We start from the raw sequence: 16,073 nt of genomic DNA, 5'->3' as shown, positions 1-16,073 counted from the left end.
CGAACAGCTGGACGCGAGGCGGGGCTGTCGGCCTGTCCGTTCGTCAGGATTCGTGCCTGGTCACGGGACGTTCCCTGCCGTGCGAGGCGATCTCACCAGCCGCCGGGTGCGGGCGGTGAGACGACCGGCGGGCGGTCGTCGCAGGTGATCGTGTTCGGCAGCTCCCAGGCGGCCAGCCAGGGGCCGGTCGTGCCGCCGCCGTCGTTGCCGCCCCGGTCCTCGACCGTGAACTCCGAACCCGTCGCGGGGAAGTTGAACGATCCGCAGTTGTTGATGCCGACCGCGCCGACGTTGCGGGCGTCCACGTTCTCGAACGACGCCGAGCCTGCCGACCGGGCGCTGAGCACCGAGGTGCCGGTGCCGTCCACCCGGATGTCCTTGAAGTGCACGCCCGTGATCCTGTACCGGTCCTTCACCGGGAAGTCGGAGACGAACATGATCGCGTTGTAGGTGTTGTCGAGGAAGTGGTCGCCGGTGACCTGGATGTCGGCGGCGATGTCCTTCTCCAGGGCGTAGAACCAGATCGCGCCGAGCCCGATCTTCCAGTTCAGCTCGAACGTGCCGGCCCGCACGGTCGTGTTGTCGGTGATCCGGACCTGGCCGGTGAACGGCTCGGCGCCGAAGCGGGAGCCGATCTGGAGGGCACTGCCCTCGCGGACGGGATCGGCGATCAGGTTCCCGGTGACCGTGTTGTCGGTACCGCCATACAGGGCGATGCCGTTGGCGAGGACCGGGGTCTGGACCGTGTTGCGGGAGAAGGTGTTGCGGGCGTCCTGCTGCTTCTGCGACCACATGGCGAGCGCGTCGTCGCCCGTGTTGCGCAGGAAGTTCTGCGAGACGAGTGAATCGGTCACGCCGGTATGGAAGTTGAGGCCGTCGGCGATCTGGTCGGCGACGATGTTCCGCGTCACGCGGACGTTCTCCATCGGGCCGTCGAACCAGAGGCCGACCTTGGTGTGGTGCAGGTACAGGCCGTCGATCGTGGAGTCGCTCATCGCGCCGCCGATCGCGTTCACCTGATCGGTGTCGATGCGCTCCCGCACGTCGCCCTCGATCGCGAACCCGGACAGGTGGACGTTCCTGCTCCCGCCGTCGGCCGCGTCCCTGCCGTAGAAGCCGACCCCGGTGTGGACGGACCCGTCAGGAGCGGGCTTGTCCAGGGTGACCTGGTGCCCCTTGATGATCGTGTACCAGTTGCCCGCACCCTCGATCGTCACGTCGTCGACGACGATGTGCCGGTTCACCTGGTACGTGCCGGGGGACAGATAGACCTTCAGGTGCCGGCGCTTCGCGGCGGCGATCGCCTTGTCGATGGCGTCGGCCGAGTCGCGTCGGCCGGTCGGGTCGGCGCCGTAGAGCAGCGGGTTCACGGCCCGCAGGTCCACGTGGGGTGCGCCTACGAGTTCCGAGTCGAGCAGGTCGACGACGGTCCAGGCGGCCTTGGTCCCGGCCGGGGCGGTCAGGCGGACGGTCTCGCCCGCCCGGTACGTCCTGGACAGCCTGACGCGCTGCTCGTCGTAGAAGTGACTGGGCCGGAACGGCTTGTCGACGACCGGCGTCGGGGTGGTGGCGTTCGGCACGCACCCGCACTCCGTGATCCACCAGTCCGGGTGCAGGAGATCGGCCTGCGGGTCGTTGCTGAACGGGTACTGGTTGTACAGCCACGAGTACCGCGAGGTCAGCGTGATCGGGGACTGCCGCTTGCCGCCGACGGTGAGATCCAGCGGCGCCGTGATGCCGCCGCCCGAGGGTGCGTCCGGAATGCTGTACCGCACCGTGAGCGCGTTGGCCGCGCGCGGCAGCGTGAACTCGACGTACTGGCCCGGCTTCAGCCGCACGGCGGAGCGCCCCGACGCCTCGGACGGCAGCGTGTACGCCGTTCGGTCCGGGCCGATGACCTTCCCGTTGGTGCGCCCGTTCTCGGCCTCCTGCTCGGCGAACGAGACGTCGGCGCCGCGGCCCGCGACGAGCGACGGGTCGAGCGCCGCCCGGGTCACGGGTGTGGCGTCGCCCGCGACGTTCCCGGATGCCGTGGCCGGCTGGACGGCGGTGAACATGAGCCCGGCCGCGGCCGCCGCCAGGGAGGCGGCGAGCCGGGCGGATCTTCGGCGTGCGGAGTACCACGGCATCCGGTGCTCGATTCTCTTGTGTCGTGCGGGAGATGAGGTGCGCGGAGCGGCGCTCAAGTGCGGAGACAGTAGAGCGATCCGGCACAGTCCCACAAGAGACTCGTGCGAGTTTTCCGCATCTAAGATGTGGATTTGCAAGAACCTGTTTGATTCTTGCGGAACGTGACGATCCTTGCGTTCACCTCAGGGAGACGAGGGAGACGAGGGAGACGGGGGTGCCGAGGTGGGCGCGCCCGGCACGTGGCGCTCGCCGCCGTTCTCCTGCTGCCACAGCTTGTAGACGTCCACGGCGTCGTCCCGGTGCTCGTGGCGCATCGGCAGCCGTCGCTCCTGCCAGGGCTTCGCGAACTCGTCGTAGAACGTGTCCAGTTCGAAGTACTTGCGGTCGTCGACGTAGTGCGGCTCGTACGCGTCGCGGGTGGTGAGGAAGACGACCTCGTCCGGCGAGCAGTAGTAGAGCGCCCCGAGGCACATCGGACAGGGCTGGGCCAGGACGTAGACGGTGGTGCCGGTCAGGTGCTCCGTGCCCAGGGCGGTGCAGGCGGCCCGGATGGCGAGCACCTCGGCGTGCGCGGTCGGATCGTGGGTCTGTGCCACCTGGTTGCCGCTCTCCGCGATGACCTCGCCGTCCTTGACGATGACGGTGGCGAAGGGCCGTCCGCCGTCTTCGACGTTGCGGCGGGCCAGGTCGATGGTGCGCTGGGCGAAGTCCATGGGAAGCCTCCTCTGCCGGTGCTGCGACGCATTCGCTGCGACACCTGCGCCGCGACGCGTCCAGTCTTCTTGAACCGGCACATTCAGCGTGCGTGATCTGGATCTATAGAGCCCAATACCTACTGCGATTGACACCTATAGACTGTGTCTATGGCTACTCCCGAGCTGCGTCACCTGCGGTATCTGCTGGCGGTGACCGAGCACGGCAGCTTCACCCGCGCCGCCGAGCACCTGCACATCTCGCAGCCCACGCTGTCGCAGCAGTTGCGGCAGCTGGAGCGGATGGCTGGGGCGCAGTTGCTGGACCGCAGTGGACGCACCGTCCGTCCCACCGACGCGGGCGCGGTGTATGTCGAGCACGCCCGGCGGGCCCTGCGCGAGCTGGCCGCGGCCGAGCGCGCCCTCGCGGACGTGCACGATCTGTCGCGGGGGCGGCTGCGGCTGGGCGTGACCCCGACGTTCACCGCCTACCTCGTCGGCCCTGTGCTGGCCACGCTGCACGACCGGCACCCGGGCCTGGCTCTCACGGTCACCGAAACGGCGCAACAACACATCGAGGCCGCGCTGCTCTCCGACGACCTCGATGCGGGCATCGGCTTCACCGGCGGCCCGGTGGCTTCCGGTATCGCGGTGGAACCGCTGTACACCGAGCGGCTGGGCCTGGTGGTCCGGGCGGGCGCGCACGAGGAACGGCTGGCGGTGGACCAATTGGCGGAGCGGGAACTGGCGCTGCTCAGCGACGACTTCGCGACCCGGTCCTGGATCGACGACTACTTCGCGGCACACGGAGTCGCCGCGCGCATCGCGGTGGAGGCGGACTCCGCGCTGGCGCTGATCGAGATGGTGCGTGCGGGCGGACTGGCGACACTGCTGCCGGACGTCGTGACCCATCGGCGCCCGGAACTCGCGTCCGTCCAGCTGGTGCCGCCGCCACCGGCGCGGACGGCGGCGCTGCTCAGGAGAGAGGGCGGGTACGTGTCGGCGGCCGCCGCGGCGTTCCTCGGCCTGCTGCGCGCCCACGTGACCGAGCACGGCTGGCCCCCGGGCTCCTGACCGCCTCCTGACGGCCGGCAGCCGCGCCGCCCCGCACGCCTCGCTCGCGCCCCCACGAATCCCGCGCCACGATCTGCACCGGGCGTCTTCGGACGGTGTTCTTTTTTTCGTGTGCATGCGTGGTGAGGGTCGGGGTAATCGGAGTGTGCTGACGCTGAACGGCACGTAGAAATCAACTCGTAGAGTTCCGGCGAATGGATTCGTGATGATTGTTATTGGCTTGATTCTGCTGATCATCGGGCTGCTCGTGGGGATGGGCCTTCTGACCACGATAGGTGGGATCCTGATCCTGGTCGGCGCCATTCTGTGGATCCTGGGAGCCACCGGTCGGGCTGTCGGCGGCCGAAAGCATTATTTCTAGAGTCCGGCATCGTCCCGGACGCGTGACCGGGAAAGCCGTACTTTTATCGCCGTTCGTGCAGTGCGCAGGGGTGGCCGCTTGTGCAGGGGTGCTGTATTTCGCCCGGGCGCAGGCGGCCACTGCCGTTTTCACCGCAAGCTCGGTCCCGCGGACCGAATGGCGGCCCTCCCCGATGTGAAAGATCATGGCCGGATCAGGGACATGTGCTTCGCAGCAGGGGAAGGGCACGGCGGTGTGGCAATTCTTTGCGGACAATCCGTGGGTGACCGTCTTCGCCGTGATCACGGTGGGCGCGCTGCTCGGCATGGTCAGGTTCGGCCCGGTGAAACTGGGCGCGGCAGGTGTGCTGTTCGTGGGCCTCTTCGTCGGGGCGCTCGACCCGGACATCGCCTCGGCGGTCCCCGCGGGCATCTCGGCTCTCGGACTCGCCCTGTACGTGTACACCGTCGGCCTGGAGTCGGGTCCCGCGTTCTTCCGTGAACTGCGCGGCCAGCTCGCGGTGATGGCCGGTGCCGTCGTGGCCCTCGCGCTCACGGCGGTCGTCGTCGGGCTCGTCGGCCACCAGGTCTTCGGGATCAGCGGCCCCTTCCTCGCCGGCGGGTACGCCGGCATCGGCACGACCACACCCGGCCTCGCCGCGGCACAGGCCGCCTCCGACGATCCCACCCAGCCGGCCGTCGGGTACGCCATCGGCTACCCCTTGGCCGTGGTCATCACCATCGTGTTCGTCGCGGTGATCGCCGCCCGTCGCACCTGGCGGGCCCGCCGTGACCCCGACTCCGGTCTCCCGTCGCGCCTCGTCTCCCAGACGGTCCGGGTGACCCGCGAGGCCCGCTGGGCCGAGGTGCCGGGAGTCGCCGCGCGGCGTGTCCTGGCGACCGAGCACCGGCCCGCGGACGGCGGCACCGTCGTGGCCCGCACCCTCGACCTTCTGGCCCCGGGCGACGAGGTCGTCCTGGTCGGCGGCGACGACGACCTGCGGGCCGCGACCAGCCACCTCGGCGTGCCCGCCGACCACGACCTCCTGGAGGACCGGCACACGGTCGACTACCGGCGCATCCTGCTCACGGACCCGGCCCTCGCCGGACACACGATCGCCGAACTGGGCCTGGAGGAACGCTTCGGTGCCCTGGTCAGCCGGGTGCGCCGCGGCGACTTCGACATGCTCGCCCACGACGATCTCGTCCTCCAGCTCGACGACCGGCTCAGGGTTGTGATGCCCCGCGAGCAGGCCAACGCCATCAGCACCTACCTCGGCGACACCGAGACCAAGGTCAGCGAGGTCAGCGCGGTCAGTCTCGGACTGGGGCTCGCGCTCGGCTTCCTCATCGGCATCCCGTCACTGACCATCGGCAGTACCACCCTGGCTCTCGGCACCGGCGCAGGGCCTCTCGTGATGGGCATGATCCTCGGCTGGCGGCGCCGCACCGGCCCCCTCGTGTGGACTCTGCCGACCCGCGCCAACCTCACCCTGCGCCAGATCGGACTGCTGCTCTTCCTCGCGGTCGTCGGCCTCACCTCCGGCTACTCGTTCCGCGAGAACGCGTTCTCCCTCTTCGGGCTGAAGCTCCTCGCGGTGCTCGCCGTCGGAGCCGTGGTCAGCTACGCGCTGATGGTCCTGTTCGCCCGTCTCCTCGGGCAGAGCCGGGAACGCACCATGGGCCTGCTCTCCGGCTATGTCGGCAACCCGGCGATCCTCGCCTACGCCAACGGCCGCGTCACCGACAGCCGCGTCAACGCCGGGTACTCCACCCTCTTCGCCCTCGCCATCCTGGTGAAGATCGTCTGCATCCAGTTGATCGTCGGCCTGTGACCTCGGGCCGCCCCGGGAGTGGATAAGCTCCCGGTCCCATGAGCGTCATACGTCCTTCAGGGCAGACCGGGCGGACGGACAGATCCGTCGCCGTGATCGTGGTCCTCGGAGACCTGCTGGTGTGTGTCGTGCTGCTCCTCATGTCCATCGGGGCCGTCGGCAGTGAGCCGACCACGCGGGCGCAGGAGACGGCTGCGTGGCACTCTGCCGGAAAGATGTACGTCGGCTGCCTGGTGGTGGGGGTCGCCTCGTTCGCCGTGCTGCGGATGCCGAGAGCTCTGCTCGCGCACGTGGCGACGATGTTGCTCTCGCCGATTGCGGTGCTCGCGCTGCTGCTCCTGCCCGGTCTCGATTGACGCCCCGGTGCGCGGGTGCGGCCGTGTGCGGCCCGGTGCACTCTGGAGACATGCCCGGCGCACCGATAGTCGTTCACCCGCCCCTCGGCACGGGCGGCCGACGGGTCACGGCGCGCGATCAGATCCTCGGCCTCGCCCACTGCGACGCGGACGTCGTCGAATTCCTGCGCAGAGCCGGACTCGACGACGCGGAAGCGCTGCTCGACGACCCGGCCTGGGTGAAGTGGCGGGGCGGGCGGGCGCATCACTACGAGGCTGCTTGAGCGGCACTCGGGCGGTGAGCAGCCGTTCCGTACCCACAGGCGACGTCCGCTGCGACCAGCGCCCGACACGTTCCGAGATCGACTCGGCCACGCAGACCGCCGTATACCCGGCGGGCCATCCACCTGTCGCTGCCGCCGAACGCCCCCGGCCGTCGGCTCGCCCCGTGGCCTCTTCCATTCCGGGCGCACGGCTGGAATCCGTCGCTCTCACCGGGCCGGATCGGTCACACACCCGATCGGGTGCGCACCGGCATTCAGCCAGATGTGGCCCACACCCGCGGGCCCTACGGGGCGGGACGCATTCGCCAGCTTTTGGTCAAGCTCTGGCCAGTATGTGGCGAGGTGGGGTGGATCGGCAGCACACTCGGGTGTGGAGGGGGAACCGCGCCGCCAGTGAAAGCGAGGGCGCGCGTTCCGTGATGCCGTGCTGCCTGGGGAGGCCACGGCCGAACGGTCGGGGGGCGAATGACCACGTCGCTACCGGGTGCGCGCTTTGCGCGTGCACGCAGGCACGACGGATCGAACGACGCACCGGTGGTGGTGATCGGCGCGGGACCCTACGGGCTCTCGGTGGCCGCGCACCTGCGCGCCGCGGCGGTGCCGGTGCGCATCTTCGGTGAGGTGATGGGCAGTTGGCGGCACAGCATGGCCACCGGCATGTTCCTGAAATCGACGCCGGACGCGGTCGACCTGTCGGCACCCGTACCGGGCGCACGCCTGGCGGACTTCCGGCGCGCCCAGGGCGAGCCGCCACTGACCGAGCTGACCCCGATCCCGAACGACGTCTTCGTCGACTACGGGCAGTGGTTCCAGGAGCGTCACGTCGGCGAGGTGGAGTCCACCCGGGTCGTCCATGTCGCACGTGAGGAGGGCGGCCCGCACTTCCTCGTGACGACGGAGAAGCGGGAGCAGTTCGTGGCCGCCGCCGTGGTGATCGCGACCGGGCTCGGCGGGCTCGCCCATGTGCCGCAGCCGCTGCGCTCCCTCGCTCAAGCGGAGCCAGGACCCCAGGAGTTGGTGTCCCACACCAGTCAGCACCGGGACCTGTCCCGGTATGCCGGGCAGCGCGTCCTCGTGGTCGGGGGCGGCCAGTCCGCCCTGGAGAGCGCCGCGTTGCTGCACGAGTCGGGCGCCCAGGTCGAGGTCCTGGTCCGGGAACGCCGCGTGCGCTGGGGATCCGTACCACGCCCGCATCGTGCGGCCGTACGACGCTGGGCCCGGCCCGACTCCCCGCTGGGCACCGGATGGGCCCTGGCCGGGCTGTGCCGCGCACCGGGCGGACTGCGCCGCGCACCGGCCCCGGCGCGGGCGTTCGTGTTCCGCAAGGCGCTCGGCCCCTCCGGCGGCTGGTGGCTGCGCGAGCGGGTGGAAGGCGTGCTCCCGGTCCGTACGGCCAGCAGGGTCGTGGCTGCCCGGAGCAACGAGAACGGTGCCCGACTGGACATCACGGGCCCCGGCGGCAAGTCCCGCACCCTGGAGGTCGATCACGTCCTGGCCGCCACCGGCTACAAGCTGGACGTCGACGCCCTCGCCTATCTGGACCCCGACGTGCGCGGCGACATCGTCCGCGTCGCGGGCTCACAGGCCCCCTGGCTGACCGAGACCTTCGAGGCGACCGTCCCGGGCGTCTACGTCGTCGGGTCCATGGCCGCGTTGACGTTCGGCCCGATGCTGCGTTTCGTCGCGGGCACCGAGTACGCCGCCACCCGCGTCGCACGCGATATCACGGCCCGAATCGGACGTGCCGACCGGTGACTTCACGAACAACTCTGCGCGCCTCGGCTCACCCCGGGCAGGAGGAAACACGGTGTCGCCGCAGGTGTCCGGGCTTCTAGCCTGAGTCCATGCATCAACGCGGACGACGCCACCGGCGCCCGGCCCGCCGTGTTCCACCGGAGCGGGCCCGGCGCCGGGCTTCGGAGTTCACGCCCGCCGGTGCCGAGGTGGTTCTGGTTGGCTACTTCTCGGCGAAGCAGAAGGACTTCGAGGCGCTCATGGCATCGGCAGCTGCCGACCTGGCGGCGCGGGGTGCCCGGGTCGCCGTGCAGCTGGTGCAGCGGCGCGGTGTCTCGGCCGGCGGGGTCCGGAAGATGAGCCTGCCCTACTCCTCGCGGACGCTGCTGAGCGCTGGAAAGGTCCAGGAGGTGGCCGAGGCCTGCGACCGGACCAGCGCTGACGCGGCGGTCTTCGTAGCCGCATTGACCGATCATCAACAGCGCGTGCTGACGAAGGTGCTCGGCCGCCCCGCCGTGAGTCTCTCCGACATCCCGCTCGTCCAAGGAGGGCGAACGACGCCCGTCCCCGCCCCTTCACGCCGTCGTACAGGATGAGTTCGACCGACGAGACCGCGCCGTGAGGGGGAGCCTGCCGACCGGATCAGCCTCGACCTCATTCAGAACCGCGTCGTCCGGGCCGTCCGCGACGGTCGGACGGGGCACCACGTCCGCGAACTGACCCTCATAGGGAGGAGCCTCGGGCCGGCTCCCGTCCCAGCGGCCGACGGCAGCAGGCAAGAGGACATCGTTTCCTATGGCCGCGATGAGGGCGGGGCGACTTCGGGGAAGCCCAGTTCATCGAGCAGCTTGTCGAACAGTTCCTGACGCTGGAGCCGCTCTCCTGTGGGCTTCAGCGGCTGGTGTTCGGACCACGGTGCGGCAGTCCCGGATCGAGGAACTGCTCCGTGCACGGGAAACGTTCGTGGACTGTCCCGGTTGAGCCAGGTCTGCCAGCAGTGCCCGACGGTGGTCAGTCCGGTCACGAGGGCGATGCTGCTTTCGGAGACATCGGCGACGCAGGCCGGCGCGCCGGTCCGAGCGACCAAGGTGCACAGGTCCTCGTCCTGCCAGACGCCGTGATCCAACGCCAAGGTCTGCCAGCCGCCCGGCCGCGCCCGCCGCTCACGTACGCTGTCCCTCAGCCCTGCATCGGCACTGCCGAACAGGGGTGCTTCCAGCAGCGGGCGCTCGCTGCGCGCGAAGACCAGATGCCCGGAGAAGCCCATGGAACCTCCTCGTCGAAGTTCGACGCAGCCTACGAGCCGTCACTGACACCACCGGTTCTCGTCGTCGCGGCGCAACGCACCGGGGCTCGGCGCGGAACTACCTCGCGCCGAGCCCCGGGCCGCCCACTGCCGTGTCCGGCGGGCTACTTCACGGCCGCGGCCCGGATGATCTCCTGGGAGATCGAGCCGCCCTTGTCGTCCTTCGCGGTCGCCCGCAGCGAGACCGACGCGGCGTCCCGCGGCACGCTCAGCGTGCCCGTCCAGGAGGTGCCGGTGCCGGTGAGCGACACGGACTTCCAGGTCTTGCCGCCGTCGTACGAGACCTCCAGCGTGCCGCCGCCGAGGGTGCCGGTGCCGGCCGCGCCCTTGACGTACTCGGCGGACAGGCCGACCGGCAGGCGCGAGCCCGCCTTGACCGCTCCGGCGAGGTCCGTGTCGAGGTCGTAGTTCAGGTTGATCAGCGGCAGGAAGGTGTACGAGTCGGTCGGTGTCGTGCCCGACCGGAACGTCCACTCGCTGTGCGAGGTGCTGTCGGTGCCCCACACCGCCGGGTCGAGCGCCGTGTCCGTGACGATCTTGAACGGCAGCTCGGCGCCGTCACTGACGCTGAACTGGGCGGTGCTGCCCACCCGTCGGCCCGCGCTCTGCCCGTCCACGAAGGCCTCGGTGTACTGCTCCATACCCGACTCCGAGCTGTACGGGTTGCCGAAGCCGGTGTGGTCGGGACCCGAGTCGCCCCAGCCGGGGATGTTGAACCGCAGCGCGTCGCCGCGCCGTTGCTGGCCCCAGCCCAGACCGCTGCCGCCGTAGGGGTGCCAGACCGGCTTGAACCAGTTCAGCTCGGTGCGCTTGCCCGCCCGGTACGCGACCCGGCCACTGCGCTCCTCCAGGGAGCCGACGTTGACGGACTCGTGCCACGTCTGGCCCGGCTCGACGGAGACGTAGTCGGTGCGGTGTCCGGGGAAGGCGTACTGCTCCTGGAACCCGCCCGCGACCGCGAAGGACGGGTCGACCGAGTAGCGGAACTCGTCGCCCGTGGTCTTCTTCCTGCCGTAGAAGGTGGTGTCGACGGTGGCGAGATCGTCCGCGTTCGGGGCGAAGAGCAGGCTCCGGTCGGGGATCACGCCCTGGTAGCCCTTCGACAGGTCGTAGGAGTACGTGGCGTTCTCGACGCCGTTCATCGCGATCCGCTCGCCGCGCTTCTGCTTGGCGATCAGCCGGGCGAAGTCGGCGTGGGTGACACTCGCGATCTGCAGCGGCCGGTCCGTGTGGTCGTCGTTGTAGAAGAGGGTGTTGAGGCGGCCGGGGGCGTCGTCCGTGAGGAACAGCGCCTTGGCGCCCGCGTCCTGGGCGGCCTGCGCGATCTGCGCTGGGGTGAGCGTGCCGTCGGCGTGGACGAGGACGCCCTTGCCGGAGGCGTTCTTGCCCGCGTAGTCGGCGGGAGCGCCGGCGCCCGCGTTCACCAGGGCGAGCGTGCTGCGCCCCGTCAGGAGGGTGGAGCCGGGCTGCTCCCACACCTCGTCGACGCCGTCGACGGTGATGCGCGGCTGGGCCTTGCGCCACGTGGTGCGGTACGCGTAACTGCCGTCGCTCACCGGGCGGGTGGGCAGGGCGTACAGCGTGTCGTACTTGATGGGCAGCAGCACCATGCCGAACACATCGGCGCCGCCCGCCTTACGGTCGTACTGCACGATGGTCTGGTGCGGGTCGGTGTCCTTGGCGACCCGGGTGGCGACCTCACGCAGCTTGGTGCCGTCCAGCGTGATCTCGCGGTCCCCGTCGACCTTCACCTCGGGGTCGGAGAGGAAGGCCTTGCCGAGCGAGTCCTTGCCGTGGGCGCCGCGCACGTCCAGGAACGAGTCCAGGAAGTACGTGCCGGGCTTCAGACGCAGCTTGAGCGTGCCGGAGTCGTCGACCGTCGCCGGCTGCGGCTGCGCGCCCTTGACGAGCTGCTGGTACATGAGATTGGCCGCGGTCGGGTTGCCGTCCCGGTCCTTCACGTGGACGGTCAGCGTGTACCGCTCGTCCTCCTTGACCAGACCGAAGGCGGTGTGCGCGACGGCCGTGCCGCCCGAACTGGCCACGATCTGACCGCTGTTGGTGCCGACGACGGCCTTCGCGCCGTCGCCGGTCACGGTGGTGGAGGCGCTCCCGTGCGCGGGAACGGTCAGACGCGGGTCGGCGAGCGTCGCGACACCGTCGGCCGCCCCCTGTACCGCGAGATCCAACTCGACAGCACTGTCGGAGGAGTTGGAGTAGGTGATCTTCTGGGTGACCGGCTGGTTGCTCTCGTACGGCCAGCGGTACGAACCGAGGTCGGCGCTGCCGGTCGCGGTCACCTTCGCGGCGATGGCGTCCGGAACGGAGACCCGTCCCGAGCCGATCGCGTACGCCGATGCGGACAGCTGCTTCGAGGACGACATCAGGGCGTCCTTGAGCTGGGCGCCCGTCCAGTCCGGGTGGGCCTGGGCGAGGAGCGCGGCGACACCGGCGACGTGCGGCGTCGCCATCGACGTACCGCTCATGGTGGTGTAGCTGCCGGAACCTTCCGTCAGCGAGGAGCGGGCGGCGAGGATGTCCACGCCGGGGGCGGAGACGTCGGGCTTGAGGCCGTCGTCGCCCAGGCGCGGACCCTGGCTGGAGAACCCGGCCCGCCGGTCGGACGAGTCGACGGCGCCGACGGTGAGCGCCGAATCGGCGGCGCCGGGCGACCCGATCGTGCCGGGGCCGTAGGCGTTGCCCGCGGCGATGACGAACAGGGCGCCGGTGTCGGCGGACAGGGAGTTGACGGCCCGGGCCATCGGGTCGGTGCCGTCGCTGCCCTCGCTGGAGCCGAGGCTCATGGAGATGATCTTGGCCTTGACGTCCTTGGCGGCCCACTCCATACCGGCGATGATCTGCGACTCGGTGCCGGAGCCCTCGTTGGACAGGACCTTGCCGACGGCGAGCGTGGCATCGGGGGCGACACCCTTCTCCTTGCCGTCGGACGCGGCGCCGGAGCCACCGACCGTCGAGGTGACGTGCGTGCCGTGGCCGGCCCGGTCGGCGACCTCCTGCCCCTCGATGAAGGACTTCGACTCGGTCACCCGGGAGGCGAGGTCGGGGTGCGTGGCGTCGTAACCGGTGTCCAGGACCGCGACCTTGACGCCCTTGCCGGTGAGACCGGCCTCCCACGCCTTCGGGGTGCCGATCTGGGCGTTGGACTGCTCCATGTCGGCCTCGACGCGGCCGTCCAGCCACACCTTGCCGATGCCGGCGCTGAAGCCGCCCTTGGTGGTCAGGTCGTTCCAGAAGGTACGCCCCTTGTCGGCGTGGAGAGCCGCGCCCGCGATGCTCCCCAGCCTGCGGGTCCGTTCGCCGCCCTTGGGCGTGGCGGCCGCCGTCCGCGCGCTCTTGCCCGAGTAGGTGACGATCAGCGGGGTCGCGTCGGCCTTGGCGTCCGCGAGACCCTGCCGGATCAGCTCGCTCACGTCGAACAGCCGGGCGTCGAGCTTCCCGGAGGCGAGGTAGGGGGCCGCCTCGTCCGGGACGACGCGTATCTCTCCGTCGGTGACCTGCGTGCGGACCAGGCCGGTGGCGCCCTCGGGCCGCTTGACGTCGACGGTCTGCTGACCGCCGCCGATGTCCGTCACCGTCACCTTGTCACCGGTCACCAGCGTCACCGTGTGAGCGGCGCGGGCGGCCTTCGTCGACGGGGCCGCCTGGGGTCTCACGTTGTCCGGCGTGGCGTGCGCGCCGGCCGCGGGCAGCAGCGCGAACGCCAGCCCGGCCGACACCAGAGCCGCACCGCGCCGCGCGGTACCTCTTGTCATCGTTGCCTCTCCTCCTGGAGCCGTCGGATGCCAGGAAGTGCCCCGACGGCTGCCAAGAGTTTCGACCAACGCACCCTGCACAGAGTCGACTTCTGCCTGGCGGAACCGTGCCACGGCAGTTACCCGCCACCGGCGGCGACCCGCAGGGGAGGGGACTGCGAGGCGGAGGAGAGGGGCCGTCCCCTACCGCGGCGGGACCGGTTCTCCGGGGCGGGGCGCAGCACTCGCGTTCCGGGTCCGAAGGCCGTGGCCTGACCGTCGCTGGGCGGCGGACGCGGCGCAACACGCCCCGGACAGCGCCGAGTCCTGGCTCGGCGGACCGGGCGCGGTAGTTGTAGGAGCACGCACCATGCCGGCCGTGACGATCACCCGTGGGGAGCCGTGACCAGCACCGCAGCATCACAACCGAACCCTGTCGTCGAGTGGCAGTCGCTCAAGGGCCGCCGGGTCGTCCTCGATGACCACTGGGCGCAGGAAAGGGGCGGGCGGCGCGAGCGGGACGTGGTCCACCAGGGCGTCGTGACCGACGTGCACGAGGAGGCCGGGAAGGTCGCGTTGACCCTGACCCGCTACGACGGGCGCACCATCGTGCTGCACCCGCTGGGCGGGTTGACCGTGACCGACGACGCCACCGGCACCGTGCTCTACACCCCTGCCGTACGCGTGAACCGCCGGATCCCGGAGGACTTCCTTGCCGCGGTCCGTCACGTGGCGCCCGAGCGGTGCGACGACGCGGACCGGATCGTACGGGACCAGGTCGGCGGGCTGCCCGTGGACAAGGCCCTGGAACTGGTGGCGATCGCGGGCGAGGTGGAGTGGGAGTGCACACGCGACCGTGACCTGCTCGACGACGCGGACTCCCCGGCCGGCCGCTGGGCGCAGGCGGCTCGTTCCGTCGCGCGGTCCTGGGCGGCGGACGCCGGCCTGGAGACGGCGGAGTGACGGGGACGACCACGCCTGCACCGGCAGACAACCCTGCAACGCCGCGTGTCATCAATTCGGGCGATTGTCTTCGACACCGCTGAGGGCAGGGCCCGTCGGCCAGTGAGGGACGTGCATATAGGAGTTGCGCAAGGAAAGGCATGCGTACCGCCGAGGGGAACCATGCTGATCATCCGTGCGCGATCGAGCCGCTGCACCACGCGGCCGAGCAACTGTTGCAAATCCTGGACCGGCCGACCTGTCGTGTGCGCGCGTTCACCCGGGTACGGCCCGGTGCCGGCACCGAAGGTGCGACCTTCCTCCACCGAAAGGACCTCCCTTCCCATGCGCCTGATGCGCACCGCAGCCCTGGCCACGGCCACCGCGCTCTCCCTGCTGCTTCCCACCACCGACGCCCACGCCGCCGCCGTCGCCTGCGGCGGCTCCGTCTCCACCCAGGGGATCGCCGCCAACGGCTGCATCAGCGCCGAAAGGGGCAAGGAGGGTCGCGTCCACATCCGCGACATCAAAGCCCACGTCGTCCTGAACAACACCCGGCCCCACGCCGCCAACGTCGAGTACGAAGCGTTCTTCAGCGCGGCGTCCGACGGCCACTGGGTCAAGATCGGCAACGGACGCACCCTCGTTCCCCGCCGTACCACCACCGGCCCCATCGAGATCGGCAGCACCACTCGGGCCTGCTTCGTCGTCAACGCCAAGGTCGAGATCCGCGTCCACGTCAGGCCCGCAGGAGGCGCCTGGAGCAACTGGACCAGCGCCGCGACCTCCCAGTGCCAGACCTGACCGCACCGGCGCCATGGGCGAGATCGCGCGCTGCGGACGGTGTACGGAGGCAGCGGCCGTGCCTCCGCGCGGGGCGGGCCTGCTGGCGGGAGCCCGCCCGCTTCCTCACGTCCGTCTGCAGCGTTGCACGCCCTTGACTGCGCGAGTGGCTCCGTCGGACTTCGTTGGCTCGGTTGTCCCCGTACGCGGCGTCTCGGGAGTTGCCGGCGCGCGTCGCTGCCTGTCAGTTGTCGAGCGGGCTGTGTCAGGACTCCTCGGCGGTTCTGCAACCGCGGACGGAAGCCGATCGGCCCGAGCCGCCGGCATGATGCGCCGTGCGGACGGCGGCCTCACGCCTCGTCATTCGCCGCCTTGGTCAGGGCCAGATCCAGTGCGTGCCTCAGGTTCGTGTCGAGCGGATGGCCGGTCGTCCAGGCCACGATCCGTTCGGCGATGTGACGGAGCTTGATGTTGGTCTGCTGGGACACCGTCTTGAGGACGTGCCACCCCTGGTTCGGTGTCAAGCCGCCGAGCGCGATCATCACGCCGATCGCCTGATCGACGATGGCGTGGGAGGCGATGGCCTGCTGCAACTGCCGGATCTCGTCCTGCAGAGCGCCGATCCGTTCGCACCGCCCGTCCGGTTGGGACACGTCTGCCACCTCCTGTGGCGCACGTGCCACCTCTCCTGTCGCTGTCTGCGCCCACTGTTGCCAAGATCGCCGGACCGGCGCGAGCCGCTGAGCGAACATCTACCGGCCGCTCAGGACAGGAAACGAAACGAAGCGGTGCGGCGGCGGAATCCGCTGTGCAGCGCGGGTTCGTCTCGTGCACGGGTGGGCCCGGTCCGCTTCGCGGATGCGGGGT

At 70.3% G+C, this 16,073-nt stretch carries 14 protein-coding genes; 9 read left to right on the top strand and 5 right to left on the bottom strand.

The features are described 5' to 3' along the window. Positions 1–92 precede the first annotated feature (92 nt). Entirely contained in the window at positions 93–2,129 is a 2,037-nt protein-coding gene (locus tag J3486_RS15920; protein ID WP_207820956.1) for a glycosyl hydrolase family 28-related protein, read from the bottom strand. Between the two features lie 183 nt (positions 2,130–2,312). Beyond that, the gene (locus tag J3486_RS15915) at positions 2,313–2,843 is read right to left on the bottom strand and encodes a nucleoside deaminase (RefSeq protein ID WP_207820955.1); all 531 of its coding nucleotides are present in this window, start codon (positions 2,841–2,843) and stop codon (positions 2,313–2,315) included. 150 nt (positions 2,844–2,993) lie between these two features. On the opposite strand from J3486_RS15915, the gene cynR reads away from it, so the two are divergent. From cynR to J3486_RS15880, 7 genes are all read left to right on the top strand, one after another. Continuing rightward, positions 2,994–3,896 (top strand): transcriptional regulator CynR, encoded by a 903-nt coding sequence (cynR, locus tag J3486_RS15910; protein ID WP_207820954.1) that lies wholly within the window; start codon positions 2,994–2,996, stop codon positions 3,894–3,896. A 205-nt stretch (positions 3,897–4,101) separates the two neighbouring features. Further along, a complete protein-coding gene (locus J3486_RS44135) occupies positions 4,102–4,257 on the top strand; it encodes a hypothetical protein (protein WP_229378088.1) in 156 nt (51 codons plus the stop codon). Between the two features lie 262 nt (positions 4,258–4,519). Continuing rightward, positions 4,520–6,070, top strand: coding sequence for a TrkA C-terminal domain-containing protein (locus tag J3486_RS15900; protein WP_307804827.1), 1,551 nt, complete (start codon positions 4,520–4,522; stop codon positions 6,068–6,070). A gap of 38 nt (positions 6,071–6,108) precedes the next feature. Beyond that, complete coding sequence (locus J3486_RS15895; RefSeq protein WP_207820952.1) at positions 6,109–6,426, top strand: hypothetical protein; 318 nt, start codon at positions 6,109–6,111, stop codon at positions 6,424–6,426. 50 nt (positions 6,427–6,476) lie between these two features. After that, entirely contained in the window at positions 6,477–6,689 is a 213-nt protein-coding gene (locus tag J3486_RS15890) for a hypothetical protein (protein ID WP_207820951.1), read from the top strand. A 534-nt stretch (positions 6,690–7,223) separates the two neighbouring features. Beyond that, positions 7,224–8,444: an NAD(P)-binding domain-containing protein gene (locus J3486_RS15885; RefSeq protein ID WP_307804826.1), complete on the top strand. Its 1,221-nt coding sequence runs from the start codon at positions 7,224–7,226 to the stop codon at positions 8,442–8,444. A gap of 89 nt (positions 8,445–8,533) precedes the next feature. Then, positions 8,534–9,019: a hypothetical protein gene (locus J3486_RS15880; protein ID WP_229378086.1), complete on the top strand. Its 486-nt coding sequence runs from the start codon at positions 8,534–8,536 to the stop codon at positions 9,017–9,019. Between the two features lie 197 nt (positions 9,020–9,216). On the opposite strand, the gene J3486_RS44130 is transcribed toward J3486_RS15880, so the two are convergent. After that, positions 9,217–9,690, bottom strand: a complete 474-nt coding sequence (locus J3486_RS44130; RefSeq protein ID WP_229378085.1) for a hypothetical protein — start codon at positions 9,688–9,690, stop codon at positions 9,217–9,219. A 143-nt stretch (positions 9,691–9,833) separates the two neighbouring features. Next, a complete protein-coding gene (locus J3486_RS15870; protein WP_207820949.1) occupies positions 9,834–13,502 on the bottom strand; it encodes a S8 family serine peptidase in 3,669 nt (1,222 codons plus the stop codon). Between the two features lie 381 nt (positions 13,503–13,883). On the opposite strand from J3486_RS15870, the gene J3486_RS15865 reads away from it, so the two are divergent. Both J3486_RS15865 and J3486_RS15860 read left to right on the top strand, forming a co-directional pair. Beyond that, positions 13,884–14,444 (top strand): hypothetical protein, encoded by a 561-nt coding sequence (locus tag J3486_RS15865; RefSeq protein ID WP_207820948.1) that lies wholly within the window; start codon positions 13,884–13,886, stop codon positions 14,442–14,444. A gap of 333 nt (positions 14,445–14,777) precedes the next feature. Continuing rightward, positions 14,778–15,227: a hypothetical protein gene (locus tag J3486_RS15860; RefSeq protein ID WP_207820947.1), complete on the top strand. Its 450-nt coding sequence runs from the start codon at positions 14,778–14,780 to the stop codon at positions 15,225–15,227. 329 nt (positions 15,228–15,556) lie between these two features. On the opposite strand, the gene J3486_RS15855 is transcribed toward J3486_RS15860, so the two are convergent. Next, the gene (locus J3486_RS15855; RefSeq protein ID WP_307804825.1) at positions 15,557–15,859 is read right to left on the bottom strand and encodes an ANTAR domain-containing protein; all 303 of its coding nucleotides are present in this window, start codon (positions 15,857–15,859) and stop codon (positions 15,557–15,559) included. Positions 15,860–16,073: the final 214 nt, after the last annotated feature.

It is taken from the genome of Streptomyces sp. VRA16 Mangrove soil, from assembly GCF_017377775.1.
Lineage (GTDB): Bacteria > Actinomycetota > Actinomycetes > Streptomycetales > Streptomycetaceae > Streptomyces.
Note: the sequence above shows the minus strand (reverse complement) of the source record. Positions and strands in the feature narration are given on the sequence as shown.